3 protein-coding genes and 1 pseudogene are annotated in these 2,810 nt (G+C 41.2%); 3 read left to right on the top strand and 1 reads right to left on the bottom strand.

The window, feature by feature from the left end; translation table 11 throughout:
- The first annotated feature begins 123 nt into the window (after positions 1–123).
- Positions 124–1,266 carry an IS66 family transposase gene (locus tag ACEW80_RS01390; RefSeq protein ID WP_373524883.1) on the top strand — a complete coding sequence of 381 codons (1,143 nt, stop codon included), beginning with the start codon at positions 124–126 and terminating at the stop codon, positions 1,264–1,266.
- Positions 1,267–1,365: 99 nt separating this feature from the next.
- On the opposite strand, the gene ACEW80_RS01395 is transcribed toward ACEW80_RS01390, so the two are convergent.
- Positions 1,366–2,058 carry a cache domain-containing protein gene (locus tag ACEW80_RS01395; protein WP_373524881.1) on the bottom strand — a complete coding sequence of 231 codons (693 nt, stop codon included), beginning with the start codon at positions 2,056–2,058 and terminating at the stop codon, positions 1,366–1,368.
- 203 nt (positions 2,059–2,261) lie between these two features.
- Between ACEW80_RS01395 and ACEW80_RS01400 the strand changes: the two genes are divergently transcribed.
- Positions 2,262–2,396, top strand: a complete 135-nt coding sequence (locus ACEW80_RS01400) for a hypothetical protein (RefSeq protein ID WP_373524882.1) — start codon at positions 2,262–2,264, stop codon at positions 2,394–2,396.
- A gap of 70 nt (positions 2,397–2,466) precedes the next feature.
- Positions 2,467–2,810: pseudogene (locus ACEW80_RS01405) on the top strand (IS701 family transposase); the annotation flags it as partial.

Raw genomic sequence — 2,810 nt, forward strand, 5'->3', positions numbered from 1 at the left:
GGATTTTCATGTTCTTTTAACGTTTTTAATAGCCGTTCCTTCTGCTCTTGATAAAGATGGTTTTTTGCTGGCATATATAGCTGATGATAGCTTTTTTACTTAATATCACATTATACAATCAAGCTGCGCAGCAGCTTAGTAGAAATTCCCCCTATCAATCCAATAATCGTAGAACATCGCCTACACCAACTGATGTGTAAAGAATGCGGCACTTTAACTCGTGCAACATTGCCTATGGAGGTAGACCCAAGTGGCTATGGGGTCAGAGTTGTGGCAATAGTAGGGGTATTGAGTGGACTGTATCGCCACAGTCAGAGGATGGTGCAAAGTGCCATGCAAGATTTATTTGGAATTTCTATGTCCTTGGGTACAGTCAACAATCTGAGGCTGGAAGTAAGCAATGCGGTAGAGAGTGCGGTTGAAGAAGCAAAAATATACGTTCAGAACTCGCGTGTAGTTGGAGCCGATGAAACCAGTTTTAACCAAGGTAATGTTGATGGTTCTAACCCAAAACAGAGTAAAGCTTGGTTGTGGGTTGCGGTCACGCCATTGGTGACGTTCTTTCAAATTGCGCTTTCCCGTTGTTCCGACGCAGCTCGCAATCTACTGGGTAATGATTTTCGCGGCATTTTAAACTCAGATAGATATGGAGCATATAGTTGGGTAGGTTTAGAGCAACGGCAATTGTGCTGGGCACACTTAAGACGAGAATTCATCAAAATATCAGAGCGTCCCGGAGTCTCAAAAGAATTAGGAACAGCATTGGTTCTTCAGCAGGAGAAATTATTTGAACTTTGGCATCGAGTCAGAGATGGAACATTAAAGCGTTGTGAGTTCCAACTTTTAGTTCAAGAAATTCGCAACTCCCTAAAATCCTCTCTACAAGAGGCTGCCGATTGTGAGATTGGTTCGGCAGAAAAGACGCCATTGGCAAAAACTGTTCGCACTTGCCGCCAAATTTTAAAAGTTGAACCAGCTTTATGGTTATTTGTAACTGTTGAGGGTGTAGAACCAACAAATAATGCTGCTGAGAGAGCTATACGTCCTGCGGTGATATGGCGACGTACCAGTTTTGGCTCTCAAACTCAAGCGGGTAGTACTTTTGTTGCTCGAATGTTAACTGTTGTGACTTCCCTAAAGTCTCAACGTAAAAATGTCTTGGATTTTATGACTCACGCAGTGGGTGCCGCACGTGATGGTAATCCTGCTCCCTCTTTACTGCCTGAAGTCAATACTTCTCAGGAACAAGTCATAAATGTTGCTTAATCGCCATTGCTCATATCCGCTGATTTACCTTGATTGAATCTGGTGGAGTTTCTCTGCTTTTTCCTCACAACTCCTTCACTTGCTGAAATGCATTGTGTTTTAATCCGCGATCGCCCCGTGGTCGATTACTGAGTCAGGATGGGCGATCGCTTCTCCTTGAGAATTCAGAGCAAATGCATAGCTGTTTTTGCCGTAGCGCAGCGAGTTGACAACTTTAGCAATGTGATCGACCTTAACGTTGCCGTTGAAGACACCAATTGGTGAACGACTCTTAGAAGAATTTGACCATATTGGGGTGGCGATCGCAATTAAAGAAATGCCTGTGGAACGGCTGATAAAAGGATCGGAAACGTTGCTTTTTCCGGCTAGTGCTTTTTGAAAGTAGTCTCGATCCTTAATATTCTTATTTGACCGACCAACCTTAGTATTAAAATACGAACCATCCAGGGTAGCTGTTTGGAAAACGAAAAATTCATTGATCCGGTCAACTTCTGACTTTAAATAGGGTTTTGCTACAGACCAGTCTAAGGAGCGTACAGTTGAAGTATGAGCAAGGGTTTGCACCTCCACTTTGCGAACATGCAACCACTCCTCAATTTCATCAACCCCTCTTTGTACTTCTAAAAAAGCTCTTCCTCTCAACTCTTCTAGGGTTATTTTCCGAGCAGCTTCATAGCTAAAATAAGCAGAAATACTCACAATAAGAGTAGTACCGCCAATAATAAATCGGATCAGCAAATTGCGCGAGGAATGCATTTTGGCATCAGATGGGCTGGAGTTGGCTCTTATCAAATATTCCTTCCTTAAACAATTGGTTCACTAAGCAGAAAAAGGGACTATATTTAGATTGCCCAAAAAATGATTGATAATCGCAGCCTTGATTGTTACCCATAGCAAAATAATCAATATATTTATATAGGAATCAGATTTAATTTTTGAAAAAGACTACCAGAGAATCCGTAGCAGAACTTACGCATTGACAAGAAAGACAATAAATGCACTATGGGAAATCGGAAAAGAATAGGCGATCGCTAGTCAGCAGGGGACTGAAAAGACGGATAATTTACACTGTCTCTATTGAGGATATGGGCAATCAGAGCGACAACCAAGCCATCGACCGCCAAGTGTGATCTGAACACTTATACTCTGTTTCTACTGGCAGAATCAAAATATCCAGGCTGCACACGTTTGGCAGATATCATGGAAGATTTGTCACATGATAGTGTCAACAGATTTTTGCTGCGTGAGCGATATGAGCCAAGGGATTTATTTGATGAAGTCAAGCCATATATCAATTTAGTAGATGGCACATTAAGTGCAGATGATACAGTAATTGACAAGCCTCATAGTAACCCAAAACTTACAGAATTACTAGGTTATATTTATTCAGGAAGACATCATCGTACAGTTAAAGGGATTCAGCTAATCACCTTGTATTACACGGATTTATCAGGTAAGTCTGTACCTGTAAATTATCGCATTTATAACAAACATGATGGTCAAACAAAAAATGATTATTTACGAGAAATGATTACTGAGGTTTT

This window comes from Nostoc sp. (assembly GCF_041747015.1).
Taxonomy (GTDB): Bacteria; Cyanobacteriota; Cyanobacteriia; order Cyanobacteriales; family Nostocaceae; genus Nostoc.